Raw genomic sequence first — 13,325 nt, forward strand, 5'->3', positions numbered from 1 at the left:
CGCGGGGGTGCGACGTGGCGGACGGCGGACCGGTGGAGCATGGTTACCCGCACCTGGAGACGGTGCGGGAGGCCGTCACGGCGCTGTACAGGCGGCTGTCGTACGACACCGTCCGGACGTTCCCGGTGAGTGTGGCGCCCGTGGACGTGGCGTTCTGCGACACGGACGATCTGCATCTGGGGGCGCAGCGGGTGGCCCGTGAGATGGTGCGGCACTACCGGCTGCCGGACGCGCGGCTGATCGTCGGCTTCCGCGAGATGACCCACGCGGCGAACGTGGAACTGGCCGCGGGGCCGGAGTACTTCGTCGAGCTGAACGACCGGTTCCGGACACACCGGCGGGACATCGGGGCGGCGCTGGCGCACGAGGTGGCACACGTGTACCTGCACCGGCTGGGGCTGTCGTTCCCGGGGACGCGGGACAACGAGATCCTCACCGACACGACGGCGGCCTATCTGGGGGCGGGATGGCTGCTGCTGGACGCGTTCCGTCAGGACGGGGCGTCGTCGCAGAAGCTGGGGTACCTCACGCCGGAGGAGTTCGGCTACGTACTGGCGAAGCGGTCGCTGCTGTTCGGGGAGGACCCGTCGGCGTGGTTCACCAGCGCGCAGGCCTACACGGCGTACGGGAAGGGGATGGCGCTGGCGCGGCGGGACGGGGAGCAGCCGCCGTTGACCGCGGCCGGCTGGGCGGGCCGGCGGCGGTACGCGCGGGACCGGCGGCACGCCCTGGACGGCGGCACCGTCCCGGCCGGGGGACAGCGGGAGGTGCCGTACCGCTTCACGGCGGACGACCGCGGTCCGTTGCGGGTGTCGTTCCCGTGCCCGACCTGCCACCAGCGGATCCGGGTTCCGGTCGGGGGCCGGGTGCGGGCGCGCTGCGGGTTGTGCCGGACGGTGCTGGAGTGCGACACGTGACGGCCGCGGGGGCGGGCGGCCGCGGCACCGGGTGGGCCCGGGGAATCCCCGGCGCGCGGTGGTCCGGCGGTGCTTCAATGCCCGCATGACAGCAACGATCAAGGAGCCCTGGGGGATCGGTGTCTTCGGTGCCGGCAGTGTGCGGGCCGAGCCGCAGCTGGTCCGGGTGACGCTCGGCGTGGATGTGCTGGAGAGCGCTGCGGACCGGGCGTTCCACGAGGCGGGGGCGGCGGTGGCACGGCTGCGGGAGGTCCTGCGCGGGCACGGTGTTCCGGACGCGTCGGTGTCCGGCTCGCGGCTCAGGCTGAGTTCGGAGTACGACGGGTACGGCGGTGACCGGACGTTCCTCGGCTACCGCTGCAAGGCCGCGTACGTCGTCGAGAGCGAGGCGCTGGACGGTCTTCAGCAACTGATCGTGGACTCGGTCGGAGCGGGTGCGCACGACATCGACGACGTCGAGTTCGACGTGCACGACAAGCCCGGGCTGCGGGACGAGGCACGGCGCCGTGCGGTCGCGGCGGCCCGCCGCAAGGCGCAGGTGTACGCGGAGGCGGCGGAGGTGCGTCTGGGGACGGTGCTGCACATCCAGGACGTGGACTCCGAGTCGCAGGAGTTCCGCCGGTACCGCGGGCACGGCGGCGGTGGCGGGAACTCGTCGGGAGACCTCGTGCCGGGCATGGTGGAGGTGACGGCGGGCGTGGTGCTGGGCTTCTCCCTGGGACGCTAGGCCCGGCCGCGCCCGGGAGGGGCCACCGCCGGACGGGCATCGGCGCCGGAGGCGTCAGGACCGTACGATCCCCTGCGTCCGCGCCGCTGCCAGCCACCCGGGGAACTCGCCCACCAAGCGGTCGTACAGGTCCGCGTCCGACACCGTGCGCGGATCCGCGCCCGCGTGGAAGAAGCCCGCGTTGTCGACGGGCCGCTTGGCCGGTACGGCCAGGTCGTCGAGTCTGCGGAGGTAGTCGAACTGCTTGCTGCGCGGGTCGCCGAAGCCGACGAACTGCCAGAAGAGCGGGAGCCGGGCGGCCTTGCACAGGTACTTCTCCGCGGCGAGCTTGTTGACGGGGCCGCCGTCGGTCTGGAAGACGACGAGCGCGGGCTCGGTGGAGCCACTGTCCAGGTAGTGGTCGATGACCGCGTCCATCGCCAGGTGGTAGCTGGTCTTCCCCATGTGTCCGAGTCCGGCCACGATCCGCTCGATGCGGCCCCGGTGGTCGGCGAGGGCGATGTCGGTGACGGCGTCGACGTCGGTGGAGAAGAAGACGACCGGGACGGTGCCGTCGTCGTCGAGGTGGGCCGACAGACCCAGCACCCGGTCGGCGAGCGCCTGCACGCTGCCGTCCTTGTAGTACGGCTTCATCGAGCCGGAGTAGTCGACCACCAGGTAGACGGCGGCGCGCACACCGTCCATCCCGTGCTTGGTGAGTGACACCCCGGCGGTCTTGTAGAGGCTGACCAGCGCGGGCGCGGTCTCCTCGGCCTCGGTCAGGCTGATCGCGGCCATACGGCTCCCCCCTCGGTCACGGAACTGGCCCCGAGGGTACGGCACCCCCACCCCGCCATTCACTCCGTCCACCGGCGTTCGCTATTTTGTTCGCCGCCGTCCCCACCGGCTCTTTTCCGTCCCCGCACCCCGAGGAGCCGGCTCGTGGATTCCGATTCCACCGTCACCACCTGCTACCGCCATCCGAAGGTGGAGTGCCACGTCCGCTGCACGCGCTGCGAGCGGTACATCTGCCCGGACTGCATGCGGGAGGCGGCCGTGGGCCACCAGTGCCCCGAGTGCGTGAAGGAGGGCGCGCGGTCGATGCGGCAGGCCCGGACCCTGACGGGCGGCCGGGTGTCGGCGGTGCCGGTGGTGACGTACGTACTGATCGCCGTCAACGTCCTGGTGTACCTGGCGGAGCTGCTGCGGCCCGAGATCGTGGACCGGTTCGCGATGGTGGGCGCGGGGCTGCTCGGGCCCGACGGTGAGCACTACGTGTGGCTCCACCCGTACCCCGGGGGCTTCACTCCGGAGGGGGTGGTGGACGGGGAGTGGTACCGGCTGCTGACCGGCGCGTTCCTGCATCTGCCGCCCACCGGGGGCACCTTCGGGATCCTGCACATCGTGATGAACATGGCGGTGCTGTGGAATCTGGGCCGGCTGGTCGAGCCGATACTCGGCCGCGTCCACTACCTCGTGCTGTACCTGCTGTCGGCGCTGGGCGGTTCGGTGCTGGTGCTGCTGATCGCACCCGAGGACGCCGTGGTCGGCGCGTCCGGTGCGATCTTCGGGGTGGGGGCCGCCTCCTACGTGATGGCGCGGCGGGTGGGCGCCCCCATGGCCCAGGTCAACCGGTTCATGGCCGGGCTGCTGCTGTGGCTGGTGATCTCGGCGGTCGTCACGTCCTGGGAGGGCCACCTCGGCGGACTGCTGGCGGGCGGCGCGGTGGCGCTGGTCTTCGCGTACGTGCCCCGGGGCGGCCGCCGGGTGCTGATCCAGGCGGCGGCCTGTACTGTCCTGCTGGCGTTGCTGCTGGTGGCGGCGGCGGTCAAGGTGTCCGGACTGACGAGTGGAGGTGCCCCGCTGTGAAACCCGCCGGTGTGCTCCTGTCCGCCGTTCCCCTGATCGCAGCGGCGGTGTACTTCATGCTGCCGTCCGACTCCCCCGACACCCCGGCCCCACGGCCCGTGGCCACCGCGCGAACGGCGCTGGAGGAGGCCAAGGACCGCGCCGAGAAGGAACTGTCGGCCGACGACGCGGTCGTCGCCGCCCGGCCGCCGGGACTGGCCGCCCCGGAGAAGAAGGAACTGGCCCAGCGGCTGGTGGCGAGCGCCGAGCACGCGACGACCGACTGGCGCGGCACCTACGGCCTCATCGAGGACGCGGACGACGGCTGCGGGTACACGGCGGGCATCGTCGGCTTCTGCACCGGCACCCACGATCTGCTCGCACTGGTCGAGACCTACACCGAGGAGCACCCGGACAACGGGCTGGCGCCCTACCTTCCGGCGCTGCGCGAGGTCGACGGCACGGACTCGCACGAGGGCCTGGACCCCGGCTTCCGGGCCGCCTGGAAGGCGGAGGCGAGGACGGCCGCGTTCCGGGCCGCGCAGGAGAAGGAGCGCGACCGCAGGTACTTCGAACCGGCGGTACGCCTCGCCAAGCTGGACGGCCTCGGCACGCTGGGCCAGTTCGTCTACTTCGACGCGATGGTCTTCCACGGGCCCGGCATCGAGGCGGGCGGCTTCTACGACATCCGCGCACAGGCCGTCGACCGGGCTCGGACACCCGCGGCGGGCGGTCTCGAGGAGACGTATCTCGACGCCTTCCTCGACGTCCGCCGCGACACCATGCTGAGCCGCTACCCGGACCGCAACACCTCCCGCGTCGACACGGCCCAGCGCCGGTTCCTGAAGGCCGGGAACCTGGATCTGGACACGCCTCTGCGCTGGGAGACGCACGGCGAGCGCTACACACTTCCCGGATGACGCCGCGCCGCCCGCACGCCGGCGGGCGTGACGGGTCCGCGGCGCCGGACGACGGCGGCCCGAACCGTCTCTTCCGTACGCTTGGCCCATGAAACGTGCCCTGCTCACGGCCCTGTCCGTCGCCCTCGTCGCGGTGGCGGGCTGCTCGTCCGCCGCGTCCGGGAAGGAGGACGCGCCGGGGCTGGCCAGTCCCGCCAAGAAGGAGCTGGCGCAGCGGATAGTGGCCAGTGCCGAGAACGGCACGCTCGACTGGCGCACCGCCTACGGCTACATCGAGGACATAGACGACGGCCAGGGCTACACGGCGGGCATCATCGGCTTCTGCACCGGCACCCACGATCTGCTGGCCCTCGTCGAGAAGTACACGGAGAAGCGTCCGGGCAACGGCCTGGCCCGCTATCTGCCCGCGCTGCGCGAGGTCGACGGCACGGACTCGCACGAGGGCCTGGACCCGGGGTTCACGGCGGCCTGGAAGGCGGAGGCGAAGCGGCCGGAGTTCCGCGCCGCGCAGGACGCCGAGCGGGACACGGAGTACTTCGGTCCGGCGGTACGGCGGGCCGAGCGCGACGGGCTGTCGGCACTGGGCCAGTTCGTCTACTACGACGCCATCGTCTACCACGGGCCCGGTGACGGTCCCACGAGCTTCGGCGGCATCCGCGCGGCGGCGGTGAAGCGGGCGGACACCCCCGCGGAGGGCGGCGACGAGGAGGAGTACCTGGCCGCGTTCCTGGACGTCCGCCGCGAGGCCATGGGGGAACTGCACCCCGGGCACGACACCAGCCGGGTCGACACCGCCCAGCGCCGCTTCCTCGAGGAGGGGAACCTGGACCTCGACACCCCGCTGGAGTGGGAGGTGTACGGGGTGACCTACAAGGTGGCGTGAGCCCGACGTGTGAAGGCACCTGCCCGGTTGTCCGGTCGGGGACGGGCGGGCAGGCGCCTTCTCGGGGGGTCTGGGGGGATTCACCCCTCAGATGTCCCGCCCGTACGCCTTTGTACGGGACGTATATGAGGGACCGTCAGGTCACCTTGTGCACCGCTCCGTCAGACCATCAGCGAGCGGTCCGTCGGGCGGATCGGGGCCGGCAGCTCGCTCGCCCCGGTGAGGGAGCGGTCGCAGCCGCGGGCGGCGGAACGGCCCTCGGCGATCGCCCACACGATGAGCGACTGGCCGCGGCCCGCGTCACCGGCGACGAACACACCCGGCACATTGGTCTGGAAGTCGGCGTCGCGAGCGATGTTACCGCGCTCGTCGAGTTCCAGGCCGAACTGCTCGACCAGGCCGTTGTCCCGGTCGGTGCCGGTGAAGCCCATGGCGAGGGTGACCAGCTGGGCCGGGATCCTGCGCTCGGTGCCCGGCTTCGGTGTGAGGCGGCCGTCGACGAACTCGACCTCGCTCAGGTGCAGCCACTGGACGTTGCCGTCCTCGTCGCCCTCGAAGTGGGTGGTGGAGACGGAGTAGACCCGCTCACCGCCCTCCTCGTGGGCGCTGGTGACCTTGTAGAGCATCGGGAAGGTCGGCCACGGCTGGGCTGCCGGGTCCCGCTCCTCGCCCGGGCGGGGCATGATCTCCAGCTGGGTGACGGACGCGGCGCCCTGGCGGTGGGCGGTGCCCACGCAGTCGGCGCCGGTGTCACCGCCGCCGATCACCACGACGTGCTTGCCCTCGGCCGAGATCGGCGGGGCGACGTAGTCGCCCTCCTGCACCTTGTTGGCCAGCGGCAGGTACTCCATGGCCTGGTGGATGCCCTTGAGGTCACGGCCGGGCACCGGCAGGTCGCGCGCGGTCGTGGCGCCGACGGCGAGGACCACGGCGTCGTACCGCTTGCGCAGCGCCGTCGCCGGCATGTCGCGGCCGATCTCGATCCCGGTGCGGAACTTGGTGCCCTCCGCGCGCATCTGCTCGATGCGGCGGTTGATGTGCCGCTTCTCCATCTTGAACTCGGGGATGCCGTAGCGGAGCAGGCCGCCGATGCGGTCGGCACGCTCGTAGACGGCGACCGTGTGGCCGGCCCGGGTGAGCTGCTGGGCGGCGGCCAGGCCCGCGGGTCCGGAGCCGACGACCGCGACGGTCTTGCCGGAGAGGCGCTCGGGGATCTGCGGGGCGACGTCACCGGTCTCCCACGCCTTGTCGATGATCGAGACCTCGACGTTCTTGATGGTGACCGGCGGCTGGTTGATGCCGAGCACACACGCGGACTCGCACGGCGCCGGGCAGAGCCGGCCGGTGAACTCCGGGAAGTTGTTGGTGGCGTGCAGCCGCTCGGAGGCGGCGCCCCAGTCCTCCCGGTAGGCGTAGTCGTTCCACTCGGGGATGAGGTTCCCGAGCGGGCAGCCGTTGTGGCAGAACGGGATGCCGCAGTCCATGCAGCGGCTGGCCTGCTTGCTGATGATCGGCAGCAGGGAGCCGGGGACGTAGACCTCGTTCCAGTCCTTCGTGCGCTCTTCGACCGGACGGGACCTGGCGACCTCGCGTCCGTGGTTCAGAAAGCCCTTAGGATCAGCCATTGATCGCCGCCTCCATCATCTTCTCGGTGATCGCGGTCTCGGAGAGACCGGCTCGCTCGGCGGCGTCCTTGGCGGCGAGCACTGCCTTGTACGTACTGGGGATGATCTTGCTGAAGCGCTCCACGGCGGTGTCCCACTCGGCGAGCAGCTTCTCGGCGACGGTGGAACCCGTCTCCTCCCGGTGCCGGCGGACCACGCCGTGCAGCCACTGCCGGTCGGCGTCGTCCAGGGCCTGTACGGCGTCCAGGTTGCCGGCGTTGACGTTGTCCCGGTCGAGGTCGATGACGTAGGCGATGCCGCCGGACATGCCGGCCGCGAAGTTGCGCCCGGTCTCGCCGAGGACGACCGCGTGGCCGCCGGTCATGTACTCGCAGCCGTGGTCGCCCACGCCCTCGGAGACGACCAGGGCGCCGGAGTTGCGGACACAGAACCGCTCGCCGGTGCGGCCGCGCAGGAACAGCTCGCCGCCGGTCGCGCCGTACGCGATCGTGTTGCCGGCGATGGTCGAGTACTCGGCGAGGTGGTCGGCCGCGCGGTCCGGGCGGACCACGAGGCGGCCGCCGGAGAGGCCCTTGCCGACGTAGTCGTTGGCGTCGCCCTCCAGGCGCAGCGTGACACCGCGCGGGACGAAGGCGCCGAAGGACTGGCCGGCGGAGCCGGTGAAGGTGATGTCGATGGTGTCGTCGGGCAGGCCCGCACCGCCGAACTTCTTCGTCACCTCGTGGCCGAGCATGGTGCCGACCGTGCGGTTGATGTTGCGGATGGCGATGCGGGCGCGCACCGGCTGGGCGTCCTCGGCGCCGGCCGCCGACAGCGCGTCGGTGGCGAGCTTGATCAGCTGGTTGTCGAGCGCCTTCTCCAGCCCGTGGTCCTGGGTGACGGCCTGGTGGCGGACGGCTCCCGCGGGCAGTTCGGGCACGTGGAACAGGGGTGCCAGCTCCAGGCCCTGGGCCTTCCAGTGGTTGACCGCGCGGGTCACGTCGAGGACCTCGGCGTGGCCGACGGCCTCCTCGATGGAGCGGAAGCCCAGCTCGGCGAGGAGTTCGCGGACCTCTTCGGCGATGAACCGGAAGAAGTTCACGATGTACTCGGCCTTGCCCGAGAAGCGGTCCCGCAGGACGGGGTTCTGGGTGGCGATGCCGACCGGGCAGGTGTCCAGGTGGCAGACGCGCATCATGACGCAGCCGGAGACGACCAGCGGGGCGGTGGCGAAGCCGAACTCCTCGGCGCCGAGCAGGGCGGCGATGACCACGTCACGGCCGGTCTTGAGCTGGCCGTCGGTCTGTACGACGATCCGGTCGCGCAGGCCGTTGAGCAGCAGGGTCTGCTGGGTCTCGGCGAGGCCGAGCTCCCAGGGACCGCCGGCGTGCTTCAGCGAGGTGAGCGGGGAGGCTCCCGTGCCGCCGTCGTGGCCGGAGATCAGCACGACGTCCGCGTGGGCCTTGGAGACACCGGCGGCGACCGTGCCGACACCGACCTCGGAGACCAGCTTGACGTGGATGCGCGCCTGGGGGTTGGCGTTCTTCAGGTCGTGGATCAGCTGGGCGAGATCCTCGATGGAGTAGATGTCGTGGTGCGGCGGCGGGGAGATGAGGCCGACGCCGGGAGTGCTGTGCCGGGTCCTGGCGACCCAGGGGTAGACCTTGTGGCCGGGCAGCTGGCCGCCCTCGCCGGGCTTGGCGCCCTGGGCCATCTTGATCTGGATGTCGTCGGAGTTGACCAGGTACTCGGAGGTCACGCCGAAGCGGCCGGAGGCGACCTGCTTGATGGAGGACCGGCGGGCCGGGTCGTACAGCCGCTCGGGGTCCTCGCCGCCCTCACCGGTGTTGGACTTGCCGCCCAGCTGGTTCATGGCGATGGCGAGGGTCTCGTGCGCCTCCTGGGAGATGGAGCCGTACGACATGGCGCCGGTGGAGAACCGCTTGACGATCTCGCTGACCGGCTCGACCTCCTCCAGGGGGATCGGTCCCCGGCCGGAGTCGAAGCCGAAGAGCCCGCGGAGCGTCATCAGCCGCTCGGACTGCTCGTTCACGCGCTCGGTGTACTTCTTGAAGATGTCGTAGCGGCCGGAGCGCGTGGAGTGCTGGAGGCGGAAGACCGTCTCCGGGTCGAACAGGTGCGGCTCGCCCTCACGGCGCCACTGGTACTCGCCGCCGATCTCCAGGGCACGGTGCGCGGGCGCGATGCCGGAGGCGGGGTAGGCCTTGGCGTGGCGGGCGGCGACCTCCTTGGCGATCACGTCGATGCCGACGCCGCCGATCTTGGTGGCGGTGCCGTTGAAGTACCTCTCGACGAAGTCCTCAGCGAGGCCGACGGCCTCGAAGACCTGGGCGCCGCGGTAGGAGGCGACGGTGGAGATGCCCATCTTGGACATGACCTTCAGCACGCCCTTGCCGAGGGCGTGGATCAGGTTGCGGATGGCCTTCTCGGGGTCGCCGTCGACGGCCTCCAGGAAGGTGCCCGCGCGGACCAGGTCCTCGACGGACTCCATCGCCAGGTACGGGTTGACGGCGGCGGCGCCGTAGCCGATGAGCAGCGCGACGTGGTGGACTTCCCGGACGTCACCGGCCTCCACCAGCAGGCCCACCTGGGTGCGCTGCTTGGTGCGGATGAGGTGGTGGTGGACGGCCGAGGTGAGCAGCAGCGACGGGATGGGCGCGTGCTCGGCGTCGGAGTGCCGGTCGGACAGGACGATCAGCCGGGCGCCGTTGTCGATGGCGGCGTCGGCCTCGGCGCAGATGGCGTCGATCCGCTCGGCGAGGGCCTCGCCGCCGCCGGAGACCCGGTACAGGCCGGAGAGGGTCGCGGCCTTCAGGCCCGGCATGTCGCCGTCGGCGTTGACGTGGATGAGCTTGGCCAGCTCGTCGTTGTCGATCACCGGGAAGGGCAGCGTGACGCTGCGGCAGGCCGCGGCGGTCGGCTCCAGCAGGTTGCCCTGCGGGCCGAGCGAGGAGAGCAGGGAGGTGACCAGTTCCTCGCGGATCGCGTCCAGCGGCGGGTTGGTGACCTGGGCGAACAGCTGGGTGAAGTAGTCGAAGAGCAGCCGCGGGCGCTCGCTCAGCGCGGCGATCGGCGAGTCGGTGCCCATCGAGCCGATCGGCTCGGCGCCGGCCTTGGCCATCGGCGCGATGAGGACGCGCAGTTCCTCCTCGGTGTAGCCGAAGGTCTGCTGGCGGCGGGTGACCGAGGCGTGGGTGTGCACGATGTGCTCGCGCTCGGGCAGGTCGGACAGCTCGATCTCGCCGGCCTCGAGCCACTCCGCGTAGGGGTGCTCGGCGGCCAGGGCGGACTTGATCTCGTCGTCCTCGATGATGCGGTGCTCGGCGGTGTCGACCAGGAACATCCGGCCGGGCTGGAGGCGGCCCTTGCGGACGACTTTCGCCGGGTCGATGTCGAGCACGCCGACCTCGGAGCCGAGGACGACCAGACCGTCGTCGGTGACCCAGTAGCGGCCGGGGCGCAGGCCGTTGCGGTCGAGTACGGCGCCGACCTGGGTGCCGTCGGTGAAGGTGACGCAGGCGGGGCCGTCCCAGGGCTCCATCATCGTGGAGTGGTACTGGTAGAAGGCGCGCCGGGCCGGGTCCATGGAGTCGTGGTTCTCCCACGCCTCCGGGATCATCATCAGCACGGAGTGCGGCAGGGAGCGGCCGCCCAGGTGCAGCAGTTCGAGGACCTCGTCGAAGGACGCCGAGTCGGAGGCGTCGGGGGTGCAGACCGGGAAGATCCGCTCGAGGTCGGTGCCGTTGCCGAACAGCTCGGAGGCGAGCTGGGACTCGCGGGCGCGCATCCAGTTGCGGTTGCCCTTGACGGTGTTGATCTCACCGTTGTGCGCGACGAACCGGTACGGGTGGGCGAGCGGCCACGACGGGAAGGTGTTCGTGGAGAACCGGGAGTGCACCAGCGCGATCGCGGAGCCGAAGCGGCGGTCGGACAGGTCCGGGAAGAAGGGCTCGAGCTGGCCGGTGGTCAGCATGCCCTTGTAGACGATGGTGCGGGCGGAGAGGGACGGGAAGTAGACGCCCGCCTCGCGCTCGGCGCGCTTGCGCAGCACGAACGCCTTGCGGTCGAGTTCGATGCCCCGGCTCTCACCGGCGGTGACGAAGATCTGCCGGAAGGCCGGCATGGTCGAGCGGGCGGTGGCGCCGAGCAGCTGGGGCGCGACCGGCACCTCGCGCCAGCCGAGGACGGTCAGGTCCTCCGCGGCGGCGATCTCCTCGATGCGGGCGACGGCGGCGTCGATGCCGTCCTCCGGGAGGAAGGCGATACCGACGGCGTAGCCACCGGCCTCGGGCAGGTCGAATCCGGCCACCTCGCGGAAGAAGGCGTCCGGCACCTGGGAGAGGATTCCCGCGCCGTCGCCGGAGTCCGGCTCGGAGCCGGTGGCGCCGCGGTGCTCGAGGTTGCGCAGAACGGTGAGGGCCTGCTCGACCAGGGTGTGGGACGCCTCGCCTGTGAGGGTGGCGACGAAGCCGACGCCACAGGCGTCGTGCTCGTTGCGGGGGTCGTACATACCCTGCGCGGCAGGGCGAGCATCCATGAACGACCAGTTCGGGCGGTCGCTCGGAGAATGCTGGGACGGCTGGCGCGGCGTACGCATCGGCTCTCCCGTCGTCGTCATGTGGCATGTGAAGTGCCGAGGGACGACGTTGGCCCTCTGCGGAAGGTGCAAAATTTCGTGCAGGTTACATGATGGAGCGGTTCTCGGGAACCGGGATATTCCGTTCCAGCATGCGGACACCGAGTGGGTCGCGGCGGGGGTTCCGCACCCTCGGTGGAAGTCATGGAGACCGGGCCGGGCAGATCGGTGCCGGCCGGTCCGTGGCGGGAAAGGGCTCCTTCGCCCGTCCCGCGGGGCACGCCGCCGGCCTCATTGCCCACAGCGCTTACGGCTCATGCCCAGTGGTCATGCCGCCGAAACCAGCAAGTAACAACTATTTATGCGGCCCCTGGCATAAGCGCGAAGGACATTATCCTATGGCCGTTCCGAACAGTGCGCCCAGGGCGTACGTCACACCGGCCGCCGCGCCACCGAGGGCGAGCTGCCGCAGTCCGCTGAACCACCAGGTGCGCGCCGTCACCCTGGCCACCACCGCGCCGCACAGGAAGAGCCCGGTCAGCGCCAGCAGCACGGCCGGCCACAGGCTGGTGGCGCCCAGCAGATACGGCAGCACGGGCAGCAGGGCGCCCAGCGCGAAGGCGCCGAAGCTGGACACCGCGGCCACGGCGGGCGAGGGCAGGTCGCCGGGGTCGATGCCGAGTTCCTCGCGGGCGTGGATCTCCAGGGCCTGCTCGGGGTCCTTGGACAGCTGGCGGGCGACCTCGCGGGCCAGCTCGGGCTCGACGCCGCGGGACTGGTAGAGGGCGGCGAGTTCGGCCTCCTCGTCCTTCGGGTGCTTGCGCAGCTCACGCCGCTCGACGTCCAGCTCGGCCTCCACCAGCTCACGCTGGGAGGCGACGGAGGTGTACTCGCCGGCCGCCATGGAGAAGGCGCCGGCGGCGAGTCCGGCGACGCCGGTGAGGACGATGGTCTGCGGGGCGACCGCACCGCCGGCAACACCGGTGATGAGAGCGAGGTTGGAGACGAGGCCGTCCATCGCGCCGAACACCGCGGGGCGCAGCCAGCCACCGTTGACGTCCCGGTGCGTGTGGTTGTCGCGATGCGCCTCGTGCAGCGTCGCCTCGTTGTCGATGATGGCCATGCCTGTCCCCCCACAGCTTCTTCTTTGGACACGTTCTAGTCTTCGATGACACCCAATGTACGCGTCCGCATGCCCTCCCGCCAGCAAGGAAAGGCTGGGCTAACCTGCGGCTTTGCGCCTTCTGCCCGTTCGCGTAGATGAACTCACAGGTGTCGACCGGGTGACGCTGAGGCCGGTGAGGCTGCGCCGGACATCACACCGGGGACAGTTCCGCAAAGGGCTCGGCGCCCTTCTCGGGGCGCGCGCCTGAGAGGAGAGCCGCGTATGCCATCGACCGCTCGCATCCCCTCACCCCCGGCGCCCGGGAACGCCCCCGGGCGCCGTGAACGGGCGCGCGGCGCACTGCTCGGCCTGGCCGTCGGCGACGCGCTGGGCGCCCCGGCCGAGAACATGTTGCCCTCCGAGATCCGCGCGAGATGGGGCCGCATCACCGGTTACGTGACCGACCGCCCGGCGGGCACGGACGACACCGAGTACGCGATCTTCTCCGGCCTGCTGCTGGCCCGGCACGGCTCCGCGCTCACCCCGGCACATGTCGGGGCGGCCTGGCACGAGTGGATCGCGGACCGCTCCGAGGGCCCCTTCCGGGGCGCCGGCTTCAGCGAGCGCGGCACCCTGGAGAACCTGCGCCGGGGCCTGGCGGCGCCCATCTCCGCGCAGCACCGGCACGCCTGGAGCGACGGGCTGGCGATGCGGGCGGCGCCCCACGGGGTGTTCGCGGCGGGCC

Annotated in this window: 10 protein-coding genes; 6 read left to right on the forward strand and 4 right to left on the reverse strand. The window is 71.3% G+C overall.

All coding sequences use genetic code 11. The annotated features are described in order from the left end of the window. Positions 1-14: 14 nt before the first annotated feature. Both B9S61_RS00725 and B9S61_RS00730 read left to right on the forward strand, forming a co-directional pair. On the forward strand, positions 15-917 hold the full coding sequence (locus B9S61_RS00725; protein ID WP_103540432.1) for a hypothetical protein: 903 nt from the start codon (positions 15-17) through the stop codon (positions 915-917). Between the two features lie 85 nt (positions 918-1,002). Then, positions 1,003-1,644: an SIMPL domain-containing protein gene (locus tag B9S61_RS00730; protein ID WP_103540440.1), complete on the forward strand. Its 642-nt coding sequence runs from the start codon at positions 1,003-1,005 to the stop codon at positions 1,642-1,644. Positions 1,645-1,698: 54 nt separating this feature from the next. Here the strand turns inward: B9S61_RS00730 and B9S61_RS00735 are convergent, their stop codons facing one another. After that, positions 1,699-2,421 (reverse strand): VWA domain-containing protein, encoded by a 723-nt coding sequence (locus B9S61_RS00735; protein WP_103540433.1) that lies wholly within the window; start codon positions 2,419-2,421, stop codon positions 1,699-1,701. A gap of 144 nt (positions 2,422-2,565) precedes the next feature. Here B9S61_RS00735 and B9S61_RS00740 point away from each other — a divergent pair, with 144 nt between their 5' ends. The 3 genes from B9S61_RS00740 (at position 2,566) to B9S61_RS00750 (ending at position 5,274) form a co-directional block, all read left to right on the forward strand. Then, on the forward strand, positions 2,566-3,492 hold the full coding sequence (locus B9S61_RS00740; protein ID WP_103540434.1) for a rhomboid family intramembrane serine protease: 927 nt from the start codon (positions 2,566-2,568) through the stop codon (positions 3,490-3,492). After that, a complete protein-coding gene (locus B9S61_RS00745; protein WP_103540435.1) occupies positions 3,489-4,391 on the forward strand; it encodes a chitosanase in 903 nt (300 codons plus the stop codon). The genes B9S61_RS00740 and B9S61_RS00745 overlap by 4 nt, the downstream gene beginning before the upstream one ends. Positions 4,392-4,479: 88 nt before the next feature. Next, on the forward strand, positions 4,480-5,274 hold the full coding sequence (locus B9S61_RS00750) for a chitosanase (protein ID WP_103540436.1): 795 nt from the start codon (positions 4,480-4,482) through the stop codon (positions 5,272-5,274). A gap of 161 nt (positions 5,275-5,435) precedes the next feature. Here the strand turns inward: B9S61_RS00750 and B9S61_RS00755 are convergent, their stop codons facing one another. From B9S61_RS00755 to B9S61_RS00765, 3 genes are all read right to left on the reverse strand, one after another. Beyond that, positions 5,436-6,899 carry a glutamate synthase subunit beta gene (locus B9S61_RS00755; RefSeq protein ID WP_103540437.1) on the reverse strand — a complete coding sequence of 488 codons (1,464 nt, stop codon included), beginning with the start codon at positions 6,897-6,899 and terminating at the stop codon, positions 5,436-5,438. After that, positions 6,892-11,496 carry a glutamate synthase large subunit gene (gltB, locus tag B9S61_RS00760; RefSeq protein WP_103540438.1) on the reverse strand — a complete coding sequence of 1,535 codons (4,605 nt, stop codon included), beginning with the start codon at positions 11,494-11,496 and terminating at the stop codon, positions 6,892-6,894. The genes B9S61_RS00755 and gltB overlap by 8 nt, the downstream gene beginning before the upstream one ends. A gap of 370 nt (positions 11,497-11,866) precedes the next feature. Beyond that, complete coding sequence (locus B9S61_RS00765) at positions 11,867-12,598, reverse strand: VIT1/CCC1 transporter family protein (protein WP_103540439.1); 732 nt, start codon at positions 12,596-12,598, stop codon at positions 11,867-11,869. 264 nt (positions 12,599-12,862) lie between these two features. Between B9S61_RS00765 and B9S61_RS00770 the strand changes: the two genes are divergently transcribed. Beyond that, positions 12,863-13,325: ADP-ribosylglycohydrolase family protein (locus B9S61_RS00770; RefSeq protein WP_181007175.1), on the forward strand; the 463-nt coding region annotated here is incomplete at its 3' end.

Source organism: Streptomyces sp. SM1, assembly GCF_002910825.1.
GTDB lineage: Bacteria > Actinomycetota > Actinomycetes > Streptomycetales > Streptomycetaceae > Streptomyces > Streptomyces okerensis.

What these genes read in the sequence shown, in the direction of transcription:
- B9S61_RS00730 (WP_103540440.1), top strand. Translation starts at nt 1,003, where the DNA reads ATGACAGCAACGATCAAGGAGCCCTGGGGGATCGGTGTCTTCGGTGCC.
- gltB (WP_103540438.1), bottom strand. Translation starts at nt 11,496, where the DNA reads ATGCGTACGCCGCGCCAGCCGTCCCAGCATTCTCCGAGCGACCGCCCG.
- B9S61_RS00765 (WP_103540439.1), bottom strand. Translation starts at nt 12,598, where the DNA reads ATGGCCATCATCGACAACGAGGCGACGCTGCACGAGGCGCATCGCGAC.
- B9S61_RS00755 (WP_103540437.1), bottom strand. Translation starts at nt 6,899, where the DNA reads ATGGCTGATCCTAAGGGCTTTCTGAACCACGGACGCGAGGTCGCCAGG.
- B9S61_RS00735 (WP_103540433.1), bottom strand. Translation starts at nt 2,421, where the DNA reads ATGGCCGCGATCAGCCTGACCGAGGCCGAGGAGACCGCGCCCGCGCTG.
- B9S61_RS00750 (WP_103540436.1), top strand. Translation starts at nt 4,480, where the DNA reads ATGAAACGTGCCCTGCTCACGGCCCTGTCCGTCGCCCTCGTCGCGGTG.